Raw genomic sequence first — 19300 nt, forward strand, 5'->3', positions numbered from 1 at the left:
CGCGGGCCCGGTGCTACGCGTCCGGGGTGCCCGTCCCGGGCGGTTCCTCGGGGTGGACGGCCCGTCTCAGGCGGGCCTCGATCTCCTGGCGCGGCACGCCCTCGGCCCGCGCGTACTCGGTCACCGCGATCCGCACGTCACGGGCGAGGTCGCGCCAGGCCCGCCAGGCGGTCTCCCAGGTGGCGGTCTGGCGCCCGCTCCATCTGGTCCGGGCCGGTGGACCGTAGGCCTCCCGCAGCCGCCGTACCCGGGCGTGTGCCTCGTCCGCCGCGCGTTGCTTGGCCACGAGCTCGTCGAAGGTGTGTGCCACGCGCCCGGATCCTGGAGCAGCCGCCCGCCACCGGGGGCTCGCCACGCCGACCGGTCCGGGTCAGTGGACCTCGGTTCACCCGGGTGGCGCTCCGGGGAGGCCGGCGGGAGGCCCGGATGCGGTGGGGCGGAGGCCCGGGGCAGGCGGCAGCCGGACGCCCGGGGGAGTCGGTCGGCGCCCCGGGTGAGGTCAGCGGGAGGCCCGGAAAGGGGCCGGGCCCGGGTGAGGTCGGCCAAGGGCCCTGGGGTGGCCGGGCGGCGCTCCGGGGGGCGTCAGGCGGAGGCTCGGGCGGCTTCCTGTTCCGCTTCGATGCGGGCGTTCCACTCCGGCTTGGAGGCCTGCCAGCCGTCCTCGTTGTGGCCGAGCCGCCAGTAGCCGGAGATCGACAGGTCCTCGCGCGGAATGCCGCGCTCCACGCGCAGCAGCCGGCGCAGCTCCTTCACGAAGTGGGCCTCGCCGTGGACGAAGGCCTGCACCCGGCCCCCGGGGAAGTCGAGCGCGCGGACCGCCTCCACCAGGGCCTCGCCGACGGGACGCGCGCCGCGGTGCAGCCAGCGGACCTCCACGTCGGAGTCGATCTTCTGCTCCTCCTCGGGGCCGGAGATCTCCACGAAGGCGTACGCCCTGCTGCCGTGCGGCAGTGCCTCCAGCGAGCGGGCGATCGCGGGCAGCGCGCTCTCGTCACCGACGAGCAGGTGCCAGTCCGCGGCCGGGTCCGGGGCGTAGGCGCCGCCGGGGCCGAGGAACCGCACGACCTCGCCCGGGCGGACCCCCGCCGCCCAGGGGCCGGCCAGGCCCTCGTCGCCGTGGATCACGAAGTCCAGGGTCATCTCCCGGTGCTCGGCGTCCCACTGGCGCACCGTGTAGGTCCGCGTCACCGGCCACTGCTCGCGCGGCAGCTCCTCGCGGATGCGCTGCAGGTCGAACGGCTCCGGGTAGTCCGCCCCCGCGACCGGGAACAGCAGCTTGACGTAGTGGTCGGTGCACGTGTCGGCGGGGAGGCCGGCGAGCCCCTCGCCGCCGAGCACCACGCGCTGCATGTGCGGGGTCAGCCGCTCGGTGCGGACGACCTCGGCGGTGTGCGGCGTGCGCGGTGAGCGTCCGGGTCGCTCTGCCATGAGGGGCCTCCCAGCTGTCACAGTTAGGTTTACCTAAGTTAGCACCTCGGTCCCGGTCGGCGCCTCATCGTCGGGCGGGCCCTGCGGTCCGGCGGAGGCCGCGCCTCACGCCGTGAGGGTCGTCAGCAGGCGTTGCAGCGAGCCGCCCAGCCCCCAGCGGGCGGCCAGGGACTCCACGGCCGCCGGATCGCGCGGTGCGCGCGGCAGCGCCGTGTCGACGTCCGGGAGCGGCACGTCGTCGGCGACCCGGACGACCTTGGGGGCGACCGCGAGATACGGCCGCGCCAGATCCAGACGCTTGCGCTGCGTCGGGGTGAGCCTGGCCCGCCGGTCGTCCACGGCCGCCAGGATGCCCGCCAGGTCGCCGAACTCGGCGAGCAGCTTGGCCGCCGTCTTCTCGCCGATACCCGGCACGCCCGGCAGGCCGTCGCTCGGATCACCGCGCAGCAGCGCCAGGTCCGCGTACCCCCTGCCGTCCACCCCATACTTCTCGCGCAGCGCGGCCTCGTCGGTGACCTGCAGCGTGCCGACGCCCTTCAGCGGATACAGCACCCGCACCCCGCGCGCGTCGTCCACCAGCTGGTACAGGTCGCGGTCGCCGGTGACGATGTCGACCGGCCCCTCGGCCCGCGCGGTGAAGGTGCCGATCACGTCGTCCGCCTCGTACTCCGCGACGCCCACGCGGGCGATGCCCACCGCGTCCAGGACGGCCTCGATCACCGGCACCTGCGGCGAGAGCGTGTCGGGCACCTCCTCCTCGTCCGGGCCCGCCGGGCGCTCCTCGGCGACGCGGTGCGCCTTGTAGGACGGGATCAGCTCCACCCGCCAGTGCGGGCGCCAGTCGGCGTCCATGCAGGCCACCAGGTGGTCCGGCCGGTGGTCCCGGACCAGGCGGTCGATGAAGTCGAGCAGCCCGCGCACGGCGTTCACCGGGGTGCCGTCCGGGGCCCTGACGGACTCCGGGACGCCGAAGTAGGCACGGAAGTACAGGGAGGCGGTGTCGAGGAGCATCAGTCGTCCGGTCACGTCCGCATCATGCCGCACCCCACCGACAGTGCCCCGCAGGAAAGAGCGGCGGTGCGTCATCCGCAACGGGTTGCGTAACCCGCCTGCTGTGTGAGGCGTCACACCAACACGTTTGCCCCATGCAAAAGCGGGGAGGCGCGGCCCCGGAGCGATGCCGGTCACAGATTCAACTGTTGTGGGCCGCGTGAGGTCCGACGGGCGTCGCTCCTGTCCTTTGCCGTCGAGACAAGAGGTACGCGTGTCATCCAGGCTTGAGGCCGAGCATCTGTTCAAGGTGTTCGGCAGACGACCGGACCAGGCGGTCGAACGACTGCGCCAGAAGAATGCAGACCGGGAGGAGCTGCGCGCCGACGGCACCACCGCCGCCGTCATCGACGCCTCCTTCACCGTGGAGCCGGGCGAGATCTTCGTCGTCATGGGCCTCTCGGGCTCGGGCAAGTCCACCTTGCTGCGGATGCTCAACGGCCTGCTGGAGCCGACCGCCGGACACGTGCGCTTCGACGGTCAGGACCTGACCGCGCTGCCGGACCGGGAACTGCGCCAGGTCCGTTCCAGGAAGATCAGCATGGTCTTCCAGCACTTCGCGCTGTTCCCGCACCGCAGCGTCCGGGACAACGCCGCGTACGGACTTGAAGTGCAGGGCGTGCCCCGCGCCGAGCGCGAAGCCCGCGCCGACGAGGCGCTCGCCCTGTGCGGCCTGGCCGGCTGGGAGAAGTCGTGGCCGGACGAGCTGTCCGGCGGCATGCAGCAGCGCGTCGGTCTCGCCCGCGCGCTCGCCACCGACGCGGACCTGCTGCTGATGGACGAGTCGTTCAGCGCGCTCGACCCGCTGATCCGCCGCGACATGCAGGACCAGCTGCTGGAACTGCAGAAGACCCTGAAGAAGACGATCGTCTTCATCACCCACGACCTCAACGAGGCCATGCGCCTGGGCGACCGCATCGCGGTGATGCGCGACGGGCGCATCGTGCAGATCGGCTCCGCGCAGGACATCCTGATCCGGCCCGCCAACGACTACGTCGCCTCCTTCACCCAGGACGTCGACCGCTCCCGCGTGCTCACCGCCGGCGCGGTGATGGAGCGCGAGGTGCGCGGCGACGAGGCCGACTGCGGCTGCGAGACCGCGACGCCCGACACGCCGTTCACCGACCTGTGCGCGATCAGCGCCCGCGTGCCGCACCCGGTGGCCGTGCTCGACCGGGAGGGAGCGGTCGTCGGGGTCGTGCCCCGGCAGCGTCTCGTGGGCTTCCTCGGCGACGAGGAGGCCGATCCCGGGATCTGCGACTCCCCGCGCGACAAGGGCGGCGAGAAGGTGATGGCCAGTGCCTAGGATTCCGCTCGGCGACTGGGTCAACAGCACCGTCGACTGGCTGCTCGCCAACGTCACCTGGCTGTTCGACTTCTTCAAGGCCGTCTTCACCGGCGCCTACGACGGCGTGAACGCCGTCCTCCAGGCACCCGAGCCGCTGCTGCTCGCCGGCATCTTCGCGGTGATCGCCTTCTGGCTGCGCGGCACCGTCGCCGGTGTCCTCACCTTCGCCGGCTTCGCCTTCCTGGACTCCCTCGAACTGTGGGAGGACTCGATGGTGACGCTGGCGCTGGTCATCGTCGCCACCGCGATCGCGCTGGTCATCTCGGTGCCGGTGGGCATCTGGGCGGCCCGCTCGGACCGGGTCAGCGGATTCGTCCGGCCGATCCTGGACTTCATGCAGACGCTGCCCGCGATGATCTACCTCATCCCGGCCATCCTCTTCTTCGGGACCGGTCCCGCCCCGGGCATCGTCGCCACGCTGATCTTCGCGCTCGCCCCGGGCGTGCGCATGACCGAGCTGGGCATCCGCCAGGTCGACAAGGAACTGGTCGAGGCCGCCGAGGCGTTCGGCACCACGCCCCGCAACACCCTGCTGCGCGTCCAGCTGCCGCTGGCGCTGCCCACGGTGATGGCGGGCGTCAACCAGGTCATCATGCTCGGCCTGTCCATGGCCGCGATCGCCGGCATGGTCGGCACCGGCGGGCTCGGCGGCGCGGTCATCGAGTCCATCGGCCAGCTCAACATCGGTCTGGGCTCCGAGGCCGGCATCGCCATCGTCATCCTGGCGATCTACCTGGACCGGATGACCAGCGCCCTGGGCACCCAGGTCTCCCCGCTCGGCCGGCGCGCCGCCGCCAAGGCGCGCGCCGCGCAGGGCCTGAAGATCTGGTCCTACCGGCCGCGTCCGCAGGTCGCCGTGATCGGCGTCGTGGTCCTCGCGCTGGTCGCGGGCGGCATGAGCCTGTTCGGCGGCAGCACCGCCGGCTCCGCGCCCGCCGCCGACGGCAAGAACGTCGGCAACGGCAAGAAGATCACCATCGGCTACATCCCGTGGGACGAGGGCGTCGCCTCCACCTTCCTGTGGAAGGAGATCCTGGAGCAGCGGGGCTTCGAGGTCGAGGCCGAGCAGTTCGAGGCCGGCCCGCTCTACACCGCGCTCGCGCAGGGCAACATCGACTTCCAGACGGACGCCTGGCTGCCCACCACCCACGAGGCGTACTGGAAGAAGTACGGCGACCGGCTCGACGACCTCGGTGCCTGGTACGACGAGACGTCGCTGGAGCTGACCGTCCCGTCGTACATGAAGGACGTCGACTCCCTGGAGGACCTGAAGGGCAGGGCGGACCTGTTCGGCGGGAAGATCACCGGCATCGAGTCCAGCGCCGGCATGATGGGCCTGCTCAAGAGCAAGGTCCTCGGGGAGTACGGCCTGGACAAGGAGTACAAGGTCGTCGACAGCTCCACGCCGGCGATGCTGGCCGAGCTCAAGCGGGCCTACAGCAAGAAGGAACCGGTCGTCGTCACGCTCTGGTCGCCGCACTGGGCGTACAGCGACTACGACCTGAAGAAGCTGAAGGACCCCAAGGGCAGCTGGGGCAAGGGCGACGGCGTGCACACGCTGTCCCGCAAGGGCTTCGCCGGTGACCACCCCGCCGTCGGGAAGTGGCTGAAGGACTTCTCGATGACCGAGGAGCAGCTCACCGGCCTGGAGGCCGAGATCAACAAGGCCGGCAAGGGCAAGCAGCAGGACGCCGTCCGCGCCTGGCTGAAGGACAACCCCGGTGTCGTCGACGAGCTGGCCCCGGTCGGCTCCGGCTCCGGTGCCGCCCCCGCCGAGGCGAAGCGGCCGCTGGACGTGGCCTGGTTCCCCTGGGAGGAGGACGTCGCCGTCACCTACCTGTGGAAGAACGTCCTCGAGCGGCGCGGCTACCGGATGAACCTCAAGCAGATGGACGTCGGCCCGGTCTACACCGGCCTCGCCTCCGGGGACCTCGACCTCAACTTCGACGCGTGGCTGCCGTACGCGCAGAAGAACTACTGGGACAAGAGCAAGGACGACCTCACCGACCTCGGCACCTGGTACGAGCCCACCTCGCTGGAGATCGCCGTCCCCTCCTACGTCAAGGACGTCAAGTCCCTGGAGGACCTCAAGGGCAAGGCCGACCTCTTCGACGGGCGGATCATCGGCATCGAGCCGGGCACCGGTGAGATGAACCTGCTCAAGACCAAGGTCCTGCCCGGCTACGGCCTGGAGGACGAGTACGAGGTCGTCGACGGCTCCACGCCCGCGATGCTGGCCGAGCTGAAGCGCGCCTACGCCAAGAAGGAGCCCATCGCGGTCACGCTCTGGTCGCCGCACTGGGCGTACAGCGACTACGAGCTGACCAAGCTGAAGGACCCGAAGAAGGCCTTCGGCGAGGGCAACACGATCCGCACCATCGCGAGCAGGAAGTTCCCCGAGCAGTACCCGCAGCTCACGAAGTGGATCAAGGGTTTCCGGATGAGCGAGGACGAGCTCGGCACCCTGGAGGCGGAGATCAAGAACCGCGGCCAGGGCCATGAGGAGGAGGCCGTCGCCGCCTGGCTGGAGGAGCACCCGGACATGGTGGAGCGGATGACTCCGCAGTAGTCCGCCGCACCGGCCGTCCCCGAGGGGCGGGCCCGGATCCGCACCCAGTGGTGCGGCCGGGCCCGCCCCTCACGCCGTGTCCGGGCCGAACGGGAACACGAGAGGAATCCGGACAACCACGGAGCGCGATGCCCTCCCCGAACTTCCCCGTGACCTTCCGCCGAAGGCGGGGAACAATGGCGGGAACACCCCGTAACGCACGCGCGGGGGACCGAGGGGCTCGCCGGGCGGCTGGCGCGAACTGTGAGGTCGGCGCCGCTCCCGCGTGACGGCGACGTGACAGGCACCTGAAACGGTGTGCCGAACATGCGTAGGGTGCAGACAACTGCACAGGAGGAGTGCGCCGGGCATCCGGCGCACACGGCGCGGGACGACGGCGGAGGAGGGAGCCGGAGCGATGGGCGACCACAAGGAACAGCCCCTGCGGGTGGGCGCGGCCGTGCGGCGGCGACGCCGTGCGCTGGAGCTCACCCTCGCCGTCGTGGCCGAGCGCAGCGGCCTGTCGGTCCCGTTCCTCAGCCAGATCGAGAACGAGCGCGCGCGGCCCAGCCAGAGCTCCCTGGAGAAGGTCGCCGACGCCCTGCGCACCACCGCCGTGGAGCTCCTCGCCGCCGCCGACCCGGCGTGCAGCGTGGACGTGGTCCGGGCCGAGGGCCCCGGCGGGGAGCCGGTGCCCGACCCGCAGGTGCGCTCCCTGGTGCGCGGTCACCACCAGATGCACGCCTCGGAGTTCACCGGCGACCACGACGCCGGCCGTGAACTGCAGTTCCGCAACGACCAGTTGATGTACGTGGCGGACGGTGCCGTGGAGATCGAGGCGGAGGGCCGCGCCTATCGCCTGGGCCGCGGCGACACCCTGTACCTCACCGGCGGAGTCCGGCACCGCTGGCGGGCCACGGTCCCGGAGACGCGGCTGCTCGTCGTCGCCGTCGCCGAGCACATCGAGGCGCTGCGGGACAAGCCGCGCCGATGAGCGCGGCCAGGATCGTCTCCCTCGTCCCGTCGCTGACCGAGGCGGTGGCGCTCTCCGCCCCCGGCTCCCTGGCCGGCGCCACCGACTGGTGCACGCACCCGTCCGGCCTGGACGTCGTACGCGTCGGCGGGACGAAGAACCCGAAGGTGGACCGGATCATCGGCCTCGCCCCCGATCTGGTGATCGCCAACGAGGAGGAGAACCGCGCACCCGATCTGGCCGCGCTGCGTGCGGCGGGTCTGGAGGTGCTGGTCACGGAGGTGCGGACGCTGCCGCAGGCCTTCGGCGAGCTGACCCGGGTGCTCACGGCGTGCGGTGTCGGGGCGCGGCCGCGGTGGCTGGACGAGGCCGAGGCCGCCTGGGCGGCCCTGCCCGCGCCCGCGGAGCCGCGGACGGCCGTCGTGCCGGTCTGGCGGCGGCCCTGGATGGTGCTCGGCCGGGACACCTTCGCGGGCGACCTGCTGGCCCGGCTCGGCGTGCGCCACCTCTACGCGGACCACGCGGAACGGTATCCGCGCGCCCCGCTGGAGGAGCTGCGCGCGGCGCGACCGGATCTCGTCGTGCTCCCCGACGAGCCGTACCGCTTCACCGCCGGGGACGGCCCGGAAGCCTTCCCCGGGCTGCCCTGCGCGCTGGTCAGCGGCCGGCACCTGACCTGGTACGGGCCGTCGCTGGCCGAGGCGCCGACGGTGCTGGCCCGGGCGCTGCGAGCAGCGCGCCGCTGAGCAGGCCCCGCACGGTGTGCAGCGCGGCGGTGGCCCAGGCGGTGACGAGGAGCGCGTACAGCAGGACGGTCAGCGCGTCGTAGGCGAGGAGCCCGGTGTGCCGGGACAGGGCCGCGGCGCCGGTGACACAGGTGCCGACCGGGAAGGTGAACGACCACCAGGTCATCGAGAAGCGCATCCCCCGGCGGTGGGCCCGCACGACATGGGCGCCGGCGAGGCAGAGCCACAGCAGCGCGAAGCCGGTCACGGGCACCCCGTACAGGACGGCGAGCAGGCCGAAGCCCTCGTCGTACGGTGCCGGTACGACGCCGGGGGCGACGTCCGCGAACGCGCCGACGGCGGTGGTGGACTGGCCCAGCGGGCCGAGCACGAGGAACAGCGTCGGGGTGAGGGCGAGCGGCAGCGGGCCGCCGGTGACCAGCCGGGCGAAGACCAGCGGCAGCATCAGCAGGGTCGCGAGCAGGCTGAGCCCGAACAGGGCGAAGCAGGCGAACAGGAGGGTCGCCCGGGGCTGCCCCGCCGGCAGGTGCGGCACCAGACGCGGCCCGACGGCGGCGGACACCATGGGCGCGACCAGCGGCAGCAGCCACGCGGGCGTCGCCTGCCGCGGCGTGAGGCGGTGGCGTACGGCCATCAGGTACGGGACGGCCACGGCGGCCGCCAGCCCGACGGCCGTACCGGCGGTGAACAGCACCGCGTCGAGGGCGACGGCCGGACCGGTGCCGATCCAGCCCCGTCCGACGGCCGGCGCGCCGCCGCCGACGGCGAGCAGGGCCATGGACGGACAGCCGTAGAACGGGGCCACCGCCGGGTCGAGCAGATGGGCCCTGGCCTGGTCGCGGTGGTGGGCCCAGTGCAGGGCGCGGGCGGCGAGCAGGGCCACGAGGAGGACGAGGGACAGGGCCCAGACGGCGGCGAGGGCGGTGCGCAGGCCGGGCACCGGCACGGGGAGCACGGCGCCCGCGGCGGCCACGACGGCGGTGCCCATGACGCAGGCGTACCAGTTCGGTCCGAGGTGACGGACGGCCGGGGCGCGCGGGGGCGGTGCGGCGGTGAGGAGGAGGGCCATGGTCATACGGTCGTACCGGGTGGAGGGGCGCCACCAGGGAGTTTGCCCCTATGGCCGCATAAGCTGGGTTTATGAGCAGGACGGAAGAGCACGCCGACGACCGGCCGGTGAGCGCCGGGTCCCTGGCCCACCGGGTGCCGGACCTGGGAGCGCTGGAGCTGCTGCTGGCGGTGGCGCGGCTGGGCAGTCTGGGCAGGGCGGCGCGGGAGCTGGGCATCACCCAGCCCGCGGCGAGCAGCCGGGTCCGGTCCATGGAACGCCAGCTCGGGGTGGCCCTGGTCGACCGCTCGCCGAGGGGGTCGCGGCTGACCGACGCCGGGGCGCTGGTCACCGACTGGGCGCGGCGGATCGTGGAGGCGGCCGAGGCCTTCGACGCGGGCGCGCAGGCGCTGCGGGACCGCAGGGACTCACGGCTGCGGGTGGCGGCGAGCATGACGATCGCCGAGTACCTGCTGCCGGGCTGGCTCCTCGCGCTGCGCGCGCAGCGGCCGGACACGGCGGTGTCGCTGCTCGCCGGGAACTCGGCGGCGGTGGCGGAGCGGCTGGTGTCCGGGGAGGCGGACGTGGGCTTCGTGGAGGGGCTGACGGTGCCGGCGGGGCTGGACTCCGCGGTGATCGCCCACGACCGGCTGATCGTCGTGACGGCACCGACGCACCCCTGGGCCCGCCGCCGGAGCCCGCTCGCCGCGCGGGAGCTGGCGGCCACCCCGCTGATCCTGCGGGAGAAGGGCTCGGGCACCCGCCAGGTGCTGGACTCCGCCCTGGGCGGGCTGGCCCGCCCGCTGATCGAGCTGTCGTCCACCACCGCGGTGAAGGCGGCGGCGGTCAGCGGCGCCGGGCCGGCGGTCCTCAGCGAACTGGCCGTCGGCGAGGAGATGGCGACGCGCCGCCTGGTCCGCGTCCCCGTCGACGGCATCGCCCTCGCCCGTGACCTGCGCGCGGTCTGGCCGACGGGCCACCGTCCCACCGGCCCGGCCCGGGACCTGCTGTCGCTGACCCGGTCCTGAACCGGCCGTTCAGGACCGCACGCGGTCGCGATCGCCTGCGGCGGCGACCAGCGCCCGCATCACGCGCGGGTCCTCGCCCATCTCCGGGTGCCACTGCACCCCCAGGACCCACTCCGGTCCGGTGGCGGGTTCGACCGCCTCCACCGTGCCGTCCTCCGCGTACGCGGACGGGACCAGGCCCGCACCGAGTCGGTCCACGCACTGGTGGTGGTAGGTGGGCACGGAGGCCTCCTCCGGGACGGCGTCGGCGTACCGGGTGCCCGGCACCGGCTTGACCGGGTGCCGGCCGAAGACGCCCGGCACCTCGGCGTGCCCGTCGAGGTGCTGGACGAGGGTGCCGCCCAGGGCGACGTTCAGCAGCTGCATGCCCCGGCAGATCCCGAGCAGCGGGATCCGGCGCTCCAGGGCCGCCCCGATCAGCGCGAGTTCCCAGGCGTCCCGTGCCCGGGCGGGCGGCCCGGTGCGCGGGCCGGGCTCGGCGCCGTAGCGCGACGGCTCCACGTCGGGGCCGCCCGCGATCACCAGGCCGTCGAGCCGGGCCACGGCCGCCGCCGCGTGCTCCGGCGCGTCCGGCGGGAGCATCGCCGCCAGCCCGCCCGACCGCTGCACCAGCCCCGGGTAGCCGGCCGGCAGCAGCGCGGCGTCGAGCTGCCACACGCCCCAGCGCACCCCGGACTCCGCGTACGTACTGATCCCGATCAGCGGCCTGGCCGCCATGCCGGACACCTCCCTCGCCTCAGTCCCGTGACAACTCTGCCTCGGCCGCCGCCAGCGCCGCGAACTCCTCCTCCGGCGCCCTCGCCACCAGGCGGCCGCGGCTGTAGAGACCGAAGTACGCCAGGGCCACGACGTAGACCGCCAGCGCGATCAACGCCGCCGTCACGTCCACCAGGAACGTCGCCACCAGCGCCGCGCAGGCCAGCACCAGCGCCACCGACGAGGTCAGCACCCCGCCCGGGGTCCGGTACGGCCGCGGCAGCTCCGGCTCCCGGCGGCGCAGCACGATGTGCGACAGGGACATCAGCGCGTACGAGATCGTCGCGCCGAACACGGCGATGTTCAGCATGCGCGCGCCGTCGCCCGACCCGGCGGCCAGTGCGAAACCGATCGCGCCGGGCACCAGCAGACCGAGGTAGGGCGCACGGCGGCGGCTGGTCAGGGAGAGGAACTTCGGCAGGTAGCCGGCGCGGGACAGCGCGAACAGCTGCCGCGAACCGGCGTAGATCAGCGAGAAGAACGAGGCGACCAGACCGGCGAGCCCCGCGTAGTTCACGATCCGGCTCAGCGCCGTCGCCTCGCCGTCCGGCTGGAGCGCCTCCACCAGCGGGTTGCCCGCGTCCTGCACCGCCGCCGAGCCGCGCGCCCCGGCCGCCGCGACGAAGGTCACCACGGCCAGCACCACCAGGATGCCCATGGACCAGCGGATCGCCCGCGGCAGCGTGCGCGCCGGGTCCCGGGTCTCCTCGGCGGCCAGCGGCACGCCCTCCACGCCCAGGAAGAACCACATCCCGAACGGGAACGCCACCCAGATGCCCAGCAGTCCCATCGGCAGCCAGGAACTCGCGCCGAACGCCGAGGGGTCCACCGGGATGTCGTCGAGCGAGGACGCGTCGAACTCGGGCAGCGCCCCCAGGGCGAAGACCACCAGCGCGGCCACCGCGATGCCCGTGACGACGAAGCTGAAGCGCAGCGCCTCGCCGACGCCCCACAGGTGGATGCCGATGAAGAGCACGAAGCAGGCCAGGTACACCGGCCAGCCGGACTCCAGCCCGAACAGGCCCAGGGACTCGACGTAGTCGCCGATGAAGATGGAGATCGCGGCGGGCGCGAGGACGTACTCGATGAGGATCGCCGTGCCGGTGAGGAACCCGCCCCAGGGGCCGAGCGCCCGGCGGGCGAAGCCGTAGCCGCCGCCCGCCGTGGGCAGGATCGAGGACAGCTCGGCCAGGGCGAACACCATGCAGGTGTACATGGCGCCCATCAGCACCATGGCGATCGCCAGGCCGCCGAAGCCGCCCTCGGCGAGGCCGAAGTTCCAGCCCGAGTAGTCACCGGAGACGACGTAGGCGACGCCGAGGCCGGTCAGCAGCAGCCAGCCGGCGCTGCCGCGGCGCAGTCTCCTGCGCTCCAGGTAGTCGTCGTCCGCCGCACCGGCGGGTTCACGGGACGCGGGTGGCAGGCTCACGGGGCGACTCCCCAGGGGGCGGCGGCGAGGGCATGGGCAATGGAGCGGATCCAGACCTTTGTGGGCCCATACCTTCGTGGCGCGGACGGCGTGCGCGCAAGCCCCCTGCGTCAAGCCGCGGTAAACCCTGCCCGGTCCGGTGGACCCTGCCCGGCCCCGGCCCGCCGCACGCGCCCTCAGCCCAGGAACCCCCGCAGCAGCGCCGCCGTCCCCGCACAGTGCTCGCGCGTCATCTCCCGCGCCCCGTCCGCGTCGCCCTCCAGCACCGCCTCCACCAGCGCCGTGTGCTGGCGCTGCGAGTGCTCCAGGTTGCGCACCAGCAGCGGGATGCAGTCCAGCAGGTCGTTCACCGTCGCCCGCACCGCCGCGTACTGCGCGGTCAGCGACGGCGAGCCGCACAGCTCCGCCAGGGTGAGGTGGAAGAGCGTGTCCCGACGCCGGTACTCGGCCAGCGGGGCGTCGTGCGTGCCCGCCAGCGCCGCGCGCAGCCGCGCCGCCTGCCCCTCCGTGAGCCCGTGCGCCGCGCACAGCCCCGCCGCGCCCACCTCCAGCACCTCGCGGAAGCGCAGCACGTCCTCTATGTCGGTCTCGGCGATCCGCCGCCGCAGCTCCGCCTCACCGGTCTCCGTGGGCCGGGGCAGCACGAACGTGCCGCCGTACCGGCCGCGCCGCGACTCCACCAGCCCCTGCTCCTGGAGCACCTTCAGTACCTCGCGCAGCGTCACCCGGCTGATGCCCAGCCGCTCCGCCAGCTCCCGCTCGGCCGGCAGCCGCTCCCCGCCCGCCACCAGGCCCAGCCGCACCACCTGGAGGATCTGCTCCAGCGCCTCCTCGAACCCGTTGCCCGCGCGGACCTGCCGCAGCACCGGCGCCAGCCGGTCCCCGACGCCGCCGACCGCCTCCTGTGCCATCCGGCCGTGCCCCCTTCCCAAGCAATGGTTCTCGGCAATACCTTATGGCTCCCGGCTGACCGAAGAAGCCCGAGGAGGGTCTCCCGTGGCAGACCGCACACCCCCGCTCGCCGTCGAGGAGCTGCACGCCCTCGTCGCCGGCGGTGAGATCGACACCGTCGTCCTGGCCTTCCCCGACATGCAGGGGCGGCTCCAGGGCAAGCGGTTCGCCGCCCGCTTCTTCCTCGACGAGGTGCTGGAGCACGGCACCGAGGGCTGCAACTACCTGCTCGCCGTCGACGCCGACATGAACACCGTCGACGGCTACGCCATGTCCTCCTGGGAGAGCGGCTACGGCGACTTCGCCCTGCGCCCCGACCTCGCCACCCTGCGCCGCCTGCCGTGGAACGAGGGCACCGCCCTGGTCATCGCCGACCTCGCCTGGGACGACGGCTCCCCGGTCGTCGCCGCGCCCCGCCAGATCCTGCGCCGCCAGCTCGACCGCCTGGCCGAACTCGGCCTCACCGCCCAGGTCGGCACGGAGCTGGAGTTCATCGTCTTCAAGGACACCTACGAACAGGCCTGGGACGCGAACTACCGCGGCCTCACCCCGGCCAACCAGTACAACATCGACTACTCCGTGCTCGGCACCGGCCGCATCGAACCCCTGCTGCGCCGCATCCGCAACGAGATGGCCGGCGCCGGGCTCACCGTCGAGTCCGCCAAGGGCGAGTGCAACCCCGGCCAGCACGAGATCGCCTTCCGCTACGACGAGGCCCTGGTCACCTGCGACCAGCACGCGGTCTACAAGACCGGCGCCAAGGAGATCGCCGCCCAGGAGGGCGTCTCGATCACCTTCATGGCCAAGTACAACGAGCGCGAGGGCAACTCCTGCCACATCCACCTCTCCCTCGCCGACGCCGACGGCACCAACGCCATGGCGGGCACCGCGCGGGACCCCGGCGGCATGTCCGAGCTGATGCGGCACTTCCTCGCCGGACAGCTCGCCGCGCTCCGCGAGTTCTCCCTGCTCTACGCCCCGCACATCAACTCCTACAAACGCTTCCAGCCCGGCTCCTTCGCCCCGACCGCCGTCGCCTGGGGCCGCGACAACCGCACCTGCGCCCTGCGCGTGGTCGGCCACGGCCGCTCCCTGCGCTTCGAGAACCGGCTCCCGGGCGGCGACGTCAACCCGCACCTCGCCGTCGCCGGCATGGTCGCCGCCGGCCTGTACGGCGTCGAGCACAAGCTGGAGCTGCCCGAACCCTGCCCCGGCAACGCCTACACCGCCGGCTTCGCGCACGTCCCCACCACCCTGCGCGAGGCCGCCGAGCTGTGGGAGAACAGCGCGATCGCCCGGGCGGCCTTCGGCGACGAGGTCGTCGCGCACTACCGCAACATGGCGCGCGTCGAGACGGACGCCTTCGACGCCGCGGTCACCGACTGGGAGCTGCGCCGCTCCTTCGAACGCATGTGAGGCCCTCCGTGTCCGAGCAGACCCCCGCACTCCAGGTGCAGAACCCCGCGACCGAGGAGGTGATCGCCACCGTCCCGGCCGCCACCCCCGCCGACGTCGACGCCGCCGTCGTCCGCGCCGCCCGCGCGCAGACCGCCTGGGCCGCCCTCGCCCCCGGCGACCGGGCCCGGCTGCTGCGCCGCTTCGCCGCCACCGTCGACGAGCACGTCGAGGAACTGGCCCGGCTGGAGGTCCGCGAGGCCGGCCACACCCTCGGCAACGCCCGCTGGGAGGCCGGCAACGTCCGCGACCTGCTCGACTACGCGGCCGGGGGAGTGGAACGCCTCACCGGCCGCCAGATCCCGGTCCCCGGCGGGGTGAACGTCACCTTCCTCGAACCGCTCGGCGTCGTCGGCGTGATCGCCCCCTGGAACTTCCCCATGCCCATCGCGGCCTGGGGCACCGCCCCCGCCCTCGCCGCGGGCAACGCGGTGATCCTCAAACCGGCCGAGACCACCCCCCTCACCGCCCTGCGCCTGGCCGGACTCGCCCTGGAGGCAGGACTCCCCGAGGGCCTGTTCCAGGTGCTCCCCGGACACGGTCCCGTCGCCGGCAACGCCCTCGTGGAACACCCCGGCGTCGCCAAGATCGTCTTCACCGGGTCCACGGCCGTGGGCAAACAGGTGTGGGCCAAGGGCGCGGCCCACCTCAAGCGCGTCACCCTGGAACTCGGCGGCAAGAGCCCCAACATCGTCTTCGCCGACGCCGACCTCGAAGCCGCCGCGGCCACCGCCCCCATGTCCTTCCTCGACAACGCCGGACAGGACTGCTGCGCCCGCACCCGCATCCTCGTCCAGCGCTCCGTGCACGACCGCTTCCTGGACCTGCTGGCGCCCGCGATCGAGTCCGTCCGGGTCGGCGACCCCGCCGACGAGCACGTCCAGATGGGCCCGCTGATCTCCGCCGCCCAGCTCGCCCGCGTCCGCTCCTACGTCACCGACGACCTCGACGGCATCCGAGGCAAGGCCCCCGAGGGCCCCGGCCACTGGTACCCGCCCACCGTCCTCACCGGCGTCGACCCCCGCGCCCGCGTCGCCGTCGAGGAGGTCTTCGGGCCCGTCGCCGTCGTCCTCCCCTTCGACGACGAGGCCGACGCCGTCCGCCTGGCCAACGCCACCGACTACGGCCTGTCCGGCTCGATCTGGACCCGGGACGCCGGCCGCGCCCTGCGCGTCTCCCAGGCGGTCCGCGCGGGCAACCTGTCCGTCAACTCCCACTCCAGCGTCCGCTACTGGACCCCCTTCGGCGGGTTCAAGCAGTCCGGCGTCGGGCGCGAACTCGGCCCGGACGCGCTGGCCGCCTTCACCGAAACCAAGAACGTCTTCATCAGCACGGAGGCCTGAGCCCACATGAGCGAGGAAAACATCTGCCGCCGCCTGACCGGCCGCACCGCCGTCGTCACCGGCGCGGGCAGCGGCATCGGCCTGGCCACCGCCCGCCGGCTCGCCTCCGAGGGCGCGCACGTGGTCTGCGCCGACGTGGACGAGGCACGCGGCAAGGCCGCCGCCGAGGAGACCGGCGGCCTCTTCGTGAACACCGACGTCACCGACCCCGAACAGGTCGAGGCCCTGTTCCGGACCGCGTACGACACCTACGGCAGCGTCGACATCGCCTTCAACAACGCCGGGATCTCCCCGCCCGACGACGACTCCATCCTGGAGACCGGACTGGAGGCCTGGAAGCGCGTCCAGGAGGTCAACCTCACCTCCGTCTACCTGTGCTGCAAGGCCGCCATCCCCTACATGCGGCGCCAGGGCAAGGGCTCGATCATCAACACGGCGTCCTTCGTGGCCCGGATGGGCGCGGCCACCAGCCAGATCTCGTACACCGCCTCCAAGGGCGGCGTCCTCGCCATGTCCCGGGAACTCGGCGTGCAGTTCGCCCGCGAGGGCATCCGCGTCAACGCCCTGTGCCCCGGCCCGGTCAACACCCCGCTGCTCCGGGAACTCTTCGCCAAGGACCCCGAGCGCGCCGCCCGCCGCCTGGTGCACATCCCGCTGGGCCGGTTCGCCGAGGCCGAGGAGATCGCCGCCGCCGTCGCCTTCCTGGCCAGCGACGACTCCTCCTTCGTCAACGCCACCGACTTCCTGGTGGACGGCGGAATCTCGGGGGCGTATGTCACACCGCTGTAGCGCGCGTCCTACAGTGCCGGGATGAGCATGACGCCCCCGCCCGGCTGGTACCCCGACCCGCACGGACCCCACCTGGAACGCTGGTGGGACGGCACGGCCTGGACCGAACACCGGCGCGCCCCCGAGGCCCCCGGCGGTCCGGTGCCGCCGCCGTCCCCGGGCGGCACCGGCCGGGCCAGGGCCGTCGCGCTCACCACCGCGGGGGCCGTGCTCGTCGCCGCGATCGTCACCGGCGCCGTGTTCCTCGGCGAGGACGAGGGCGGCCCGGGGACGGGGACCGGCCCGACGGCCACCACCACCGCGCCCCCCACCGAGCAGCCCGTCCCCCCGCCCGCCCCGTCGGAGTCCGCCACCGAGGACCCGGACCTGGTCGAGGACCAGCTCAACGGGATCACCTTCGCGCTCCCCGACGGCTGGATCCGGCCCGAGCACGTGGCCGTGGACGACGTCGTCATGACCACCGAGGGCACCTACGACTGCCCCGGCGAGGGCACCGTCTGCCGCCACGGCCTCGTCATCTCCCGCACCGTGACCGCCACCGCCGGCGACGAGCAGTCGCCCCGGCTGCTCGCCGAGCAGGACATCCCGGACGCGGCCGAGGAGGGCTTCGAGGAGGACGCCATCGGCAACCGCCCCTACGGCGGCATCGAGTCCCACGAGGTCGTGAAGTCCGGCCCCATCGCGGTGGCGGGCCGTGCCGGGTACTTCGTGCGCTGGCGCGTCACCACCGGCAAGGGGCCCGGCGGTTACGTGCAGTCGACGGTCTTCCCGTCCAGCGTCGGCACCGAGTCGCCGGTCGTCGTCCGCTACGTCTTCGACGCCGGCGAGGACGGCCCGCCCCTGGCCGACATGGACCGCATCACCGAGGGCATCCGCCCGGTCACCGACGCGGCGACCGGCGGCGGCGTCGGCAGCAGCATCGGCCCCACCGACTGACGCACCGTCCGGCGACCGGCCTACAGGAAGGTGTGGCCCTCGCCGCGGTACGTCGGCACGGTCGCCGTCACCGCGTCGCCCTCCACCAGGTGCAGCGCGTCGAACCGCTCGCACAGCTCGCCCGCCTTGGCGTGCCGGAACCACACCTTGTCGCCGATCAGCAGATCGTCGGCGGGCGACCCCAGCAGCGGCGTCTGCACCTCGCCGGCGCCCTCCTGCCCGTCGTACCGCAGGCCCTCCGGCAGATACGGCACCGGCAGCCGGTCCGCGCCGGGCGCGCCGGACGCCGGGTACCCGCCGCCCAGCACCGTCACCACGCCCACCCCCGGCCGCCGTACGACGGGCAGGGCGAACAGGGCCGACGGGCGGGCGCTGAACGACGTGTAGTTGTCGAACAGCCGCGGCACGTACAGCCCCGAACCGGCCGCTATCTCCGTGACCGCGTCCTCCGCGGCGGTGTGCTGCACACTGCCCGTGCCCCCGCCGTTGACGAACTCCAGATCCGGCACGACCTCCCGCACCGCCCGGACCACCGCCGCGCGCCGCTCGGCGAGTTCACGGCGGGCTGCGGCCTGCATCAGCCGCACCGCGCGGGACCTGAGGGGCCGTCCGGCCACCGCGTCCCCGACCCCGGCCACATGCCCCTCGTACGCCATGATCCCCACGACCCGGAAACCCGGGCGCCGGGCCACCGCGCGCGCCAGCTCGGCGACCTGGGCGGGGGAGTGCAGCGGGGAACGCCGGGCACCGACCCGCACCCGGCCGCCGAACAGCTTCAGCGACGTGTCCAACTCCAGGCAGACGCGCACCACTTCGCCGCCGCCCGCGCGCGCGGCGTCGATCAGGTCCAGCTGCGCCGGATCGTCGACCATGACGGTGACGGCGGCCGCGAGCTTGGGATCGGCGGCCAGTTCCGCGTAAGCGGCACGGTCGGCGGAGGGGTAGGCGAGGAGGACGTCGTCGAAACCGGAGCGGGCCAGCCACAGGGACTCGGCGAGGGTGAACGACATGATGCCCGCGAAGCCCTCCCGGGCCAGGGTCCGTTCGAGCAGCGCGCGGCAGCGTACGGACTTGCTGGCGACCCGGACCGGCTTGCCCCCCGCCCTGCGGACCAGGTCGTCCGCGTTGGCGTCGAAGGCGTCCAGGTCCACGAGGGCGAGGGGGGCGTCGAGCTGGGCGGTGGCCCGGTCGTAACGGGCCCGGTCGGCGGCACGCGCAGTCATGACCGAAGCCTGCCAGACGGGATTACCGCAGGGTAGGGGGACGTTCCGGGCAGATGCCGCGGCCCTGCGGACTGGGTTCCCGTTCGAGCGGGGCCACGCCGTAGAGTGACGCGCACGCACGGCGGAACAGGGCCGGCCCGGAGACCGGGCGGGATGACGCGCCGTCCGTGCGGGTATCTGTGCCCGGACGAGTCCGGGCCCCTGGCAGGAGATCACCGGCCCGCACGTGGACGGCCCGGGCACGAGGAA

At 73.4% G+C, this 19300-nt stretch carries 17 protein-coding genes; 9 read left to right on the forward strand and 8 right to left on the reverse strand.

The window, feature by feature from the left end:
* Positions 1–13: 13 nt before the first annotated feature.
* The 3 genes from FHX78_RS28480 to FHX78_RS28490 form a co-directional block, all read right to left on the reverse strand.
* The gene (locus tag FHX78_RS28480; protein WP_145870262.1) at positions 14–310 is read right to left on the reverse strand and encodes a hypothetical protein; all 297 of its coding nucleotides are present in this window, start codon (positions 308–310) and stop codon (positions 14–16) included.
* A 272-nt stretch (positions 311–582) separates the two neighbouring features.
* Entirely contained in the window at positions 583–1428 is an 846-nt protein-coding gene (locus tag FHX78_RS28485) for a siderophore-interacting protein (protein WP_145870263.1), read from the reverse strand.
* Between the two features lie 105 nt (positions 1429–1533).
* Complete coding sequence (locus FHX78_RS28490) at positions 1534–2439, reverse strand: 5'-3' exonuclease (RefSeq protein WP_145872192.1); 906 nt, start codon at positions 2437–2439, stop codon at positions 1534–1536.
* Between the two features lie 253 nt (positions 2440–2692).
* Here FHX78_RS28490 and FHX78_RS28495 point away from each other — a divergent pair, with 253 nt between their 5' ends.
* The 4 genes from FHX78_RS28495 to FHX78_RS28510 all read left to right on the forward strand — a co-directional run bounded on the left by FHX78_RS28495 (position 2693) and on the right by FHX78_RS28510 (position 8093).
* Entirely contained in the window at positions 2693–3784 is a 1092-nt protein-coding gene (locus FHX78_RS28495) for a quaternary amine ABC transporter ATP-binding protein (protein WP_145870264.1), read from the forward strand.
* Entirely contained in the window at positions 3777–6395 is a 2619-nt protein-coding gene (locus FHX78_RS28500; protein WP_145870265.1) for an ABC transporter permease/substrate binding protein, read from the forward strand. The genes FHX78_RS28495 and FHX78_RS28500 overlap by 8 nt, the downstream gene beginning before the upstream one ends.
* A gap of 397 nt (positions 6396–6792) precedes the next feature.
* The gene (locus tag FHX78_RS28505) at positions 6793–7368 is read left to right on the forward strand and encodes a helix-turn-helix domain-containing protein (protein WP_145870266.1); all 576 of its coding nucleotides are present in this window, start codon (positions 6793–6795) and stop codon (positions 7366–7368) included.
* Positions 7365–8093 carry a helical backbone metal receptor gene (locus FHX78_RS28510; RefSeq protein ID WP_145870267.1) on the forward strand — a complete coding sequence of 243 codons (729 nt, stop codon included), beginning with the start codon at positions 7365–7367 and terminating at the stop codon, positions 8091–8093. Before FHX78_RS28505 ends, FHX78_RS28510 begins: the two co-directional genes overlap by 4 nt.
* Here FHX78_RS28510 and FHX78_RS28515 read toward each other — a convergent pair.
* The gene (locus FHX78_RS28515; RefSeq protein ID WP_167531874.1) at positions 8005–9162 is read right to left on the reverse strand and encodes a TDT family transporter; all 1158 of its coding nucleotides are present in this window, start codon (positions 9160–9162) and stop codon (positions 8005–8007) included. The genes FHX78_RS28510 and FHX78_RS28515 overlap by 89 nt on opposite strands.
* Positions 9163–9233: 71 nt before the next feature.
* Here FHX78_RS28515 and FHX78_RS28520 point away from each other — a divergent pair, with 71 nt between their 5' ends.
* Positions 9234–10169, forward strand: coding sequence for a LysR family transcriptional regulator (locus tag FHX78_RS28520; RefSeq protein ID WP_145870269.1), 936 nt, complete (start codon positions 9234–9236; stop codon positions 10167–10169).
* Between the two features lie 9 nt (positions 10170–10178).
* Here FHX78_RS28520 and FHX78_RS28525 read toward each other — a convergent pair whose 3' ends face one another.
* From FHX78_RS28525 to FHX78_RS28535, 3 genes are all read right to left on the reverse strand, one after another.
* Positions 10179–10886 carry a gamma-glutamyl-gamma-aminobutyrate hydrolase family protein gene (locus tag FHX78_RS28525; protein WP_145870270.1) on the reverse strand — a complete coding sequence of 236 codons (708 nt, stop codon included), beginning with the start codon at positions 10884–10886 and terminating at the stop codon, positions 10179–10181.
* Positions 10887–10905: 19 nt separating this feature from the next.
* Positions 10906–12354 carry an ethanolamine permease gene (gene eat, locus FHX78_RS28530; RefSeq protein ID WP_373313040.1) on the reverse strand — a complete coding sequence of 483 codons (1449 nt, stop codon included), beginning with the start codon at positions 12352–12354 and terminating at the stop codon, positions 10906–10908.
* A 176-nt stretch (positions 12355–12530) separates the two neighbouring features.
* A complete protein-coding gene (locus FHX78_RS28535; protein WP_145870271.1) occupies positions 12531–13265 on the reverse strand; it encodes a FadR/GntR family transcriptional regulator in 735 nt (244 codons plus the stop codon).
* 85 nt (positions 13266–13350) lie between these two features.
* Here FHX78_RS28535 and FHX78_RS28540 point away from each other — a divergent pair, with 85 nt between their 5' ends.
* The 4 genes from FHX78_RS28540 to FHX78_RS28555 are packed head-to-tail and all read left to right on the forward strand — an operon-like array spanning position 13351 to position 17828.
* Positions 13351–14721, forward strand: coding sequence for a glutamine synthetase family protein (locus FHX78_RS28540; protein WP_145870272.1), 1371 nt, complete (start codon positions 13351–13353; stop codon positions 14719–14721).
* An 8-nt stretch (positions 14722–14729) separates the two neighbouring features.
* Positions 14730–16103, forward strand: a complete 1374-nt coding sequence (locus FHX78_RS28545; RefSeq protein ID WP_167531875.1) for an aldehyde dehydrogenase family protein — start codon at positions 14730–14732, stop codon at positions 16101–16103.
* Positions 16104–16109: 6 nt separating this feature from the next.
* Positions 16110–16892, forward strand: a complete 783-nt coding sequence (locus tag FHX78_RS28550; RefSeq protein ID WP_145870273.1) for a 3-oxoacyl-ACP reductase — start codon at positions 16110–16112, stop codon at positions 16890–16892.
* A 27-nt stretch (positions 16893–16919) separates the two neighbouring features.
* Complete coding sequence (locus FHX78_RS28555) at positions 16920–17828, forward strand: DUF2510 domain-containing protein (protein WP_145872195.1); 909 nt, start codon at positions 16920–16922, stop codon at positions 17826–17828.
* A 20-nt stretch (positions 17829–17848) separates the two neighbouring features.
* On the opposite strand, the gene FHX78_RS28560 is transcribed toward FHX78_RS28555, so the two are convergent.
* Positions 17849–19051, reverse strand: coding sequence for an amino acid deaminase/aldolase (locus tag FHX78_RS28560; protein ID WP_145870274.1), 1203 nt, complete (start codon positions 19049–19051; stop codon positions 17849–17851).
* Positions 19052–19300 lie beyond the last annotated feature (249 nt).

Source organism: Streptomyces capillispiralis, from assembly GCF_007829875.1.
In the GTDB taxonomy this organism is placed as follows: domain Bacteria; phylum Actinomycetota; class Actinomycetes; order Streptomycetales; family Streptomycetaceae; genus Streptomyces; species Streptomyces capillispiralis.

What these genes read in the sequence shown, in the direction of transcription:
- FHX78_RS28510 (WP_145870267.1), top strand. Translation starts at nt 7,365, where the DNA reads ATGAGCGCGGCCAGGATCGTCTCCCTCGTCCCGTCGCTGACCGAGGCG.
- FHX78_RS28505 (WP_145870266.1), top strand. Translation starts at nt 6,793, where the DNA reads ATGGGCGACCACAAGGAACAGCCCCTGCGGGTGGGCGCGGCCGTGCGG.
- FHX78_RS28525 (WP_145870270.1), bottom strand. Translation starts at nt 10,886, where the DNA reads ATGGCGGCCAGGCCGCTGATCGGGATCAGTACGTACGCGGAGTCCGGG.
- FHX78_RS28520 (WP_145870269.1), top strand. Translation starts at nt 9,234, where the DNA reads ATGAGCAGGACGGAAGAGCACGCCGACGACCGGCCGGTGAGCGCCGGG.
- FHX78_RS28490 (WP_145872192.1), bottom strand. Translation starts at nt 2,439, where the DNA reads ATGCTCCTCGACACCGCCTCCCTGTACTTCCGTGCCTACTTCGGCGTC.
- FHX78_RS28515 (WP_167531874.1), bottom strand. Translation starts at nt 9,162, where the DNA reads ATGGCCCTCCTCCTCACCGCCGCACCGCCCCCGCGCGCCCCGGCCGTC.
- FHX78_RS28550 (WP_145870273.1), top strand. Translation starts at nt 16,110, where the DNA reads ATGAGCGAGGAAAACATCTGCCGCCGCCTGACCGGCCGCACCGCCGTC.
- FHX78_RS28535 (WP_145870271.1), bottom strand. Translation starts at nt 13,265, where the DNA reads ATGGCACAGGAGGCGGTCGGCGGCGTCGGGGACCGGCTGGCGCCGGTG.
- FHX78_RS28555 (WP_145872195.1), top strand. Translation starts at nt 16,920, where the DNA reads ATGACGCCCCCGCCCGGCTGGTACCCCGACCCGCACGGACCCCACCTG.
- FHX78_RS28485 (WP_145870263.1), bottom strand. Translation starts at nt 1,428, where the DNA reads ATGGCAGAGCGACCCGGACGCTCACCGCGCACGCCGCACACCGCCGAG.
- FHX78_RS28560 (WP_145870274.1), bottom strand. Translation starts at nt 19,051, where the DNA reads ATGACTGCGCGTGCCGCCGACCGGGCCCGTTACGACCGGGCCACCGCC.